This is a genomic window from Pantoea sp. AS142 (assembly GCF_037152305.1).
GTDB lineage: Bacteria > Pseudomonadota > Gammaproteobacteria > Enterobacterales > Enterobacteriaceae > Pantoea.
Map to the genome: position 1 here is coordinate 1 of NZ_JBBCMO010000045.1, position 223 is coordinate 223.

1 rRNA gene is annotated in these 223 nt (G+C 52.0%); it reads left to right on the top strand.

Going from position 1 to position 223, the window contains the following annotated elements:
• A 16S ribosomal RNA gene (locus WFO64_RS22665) occupies nucleotides 1-223 on the top strand; the annotation flags it as partial.

Here is a 223-nt window from a genome sequence, read left to right on the forward strand (position 1 = left end):
CGCAAGGTTAAAACTCAAATGAATTGACGGGGGCCCGCACAAGCGGTGGAGCATGTGGTTTAATTCGATGCAACGCGAAGAACCTTACCTACTCTTGACATCCAGCGAACTTAGCAGAGATGCTTTGGTGCCTTCGGGAACGCTGAGACAGGTGCTGCATGGCTGTCGTCAGCTCGTGTTGTGAAATGTTGGGTTAAGTCCCGCAACGAGCGCAACCCTTATC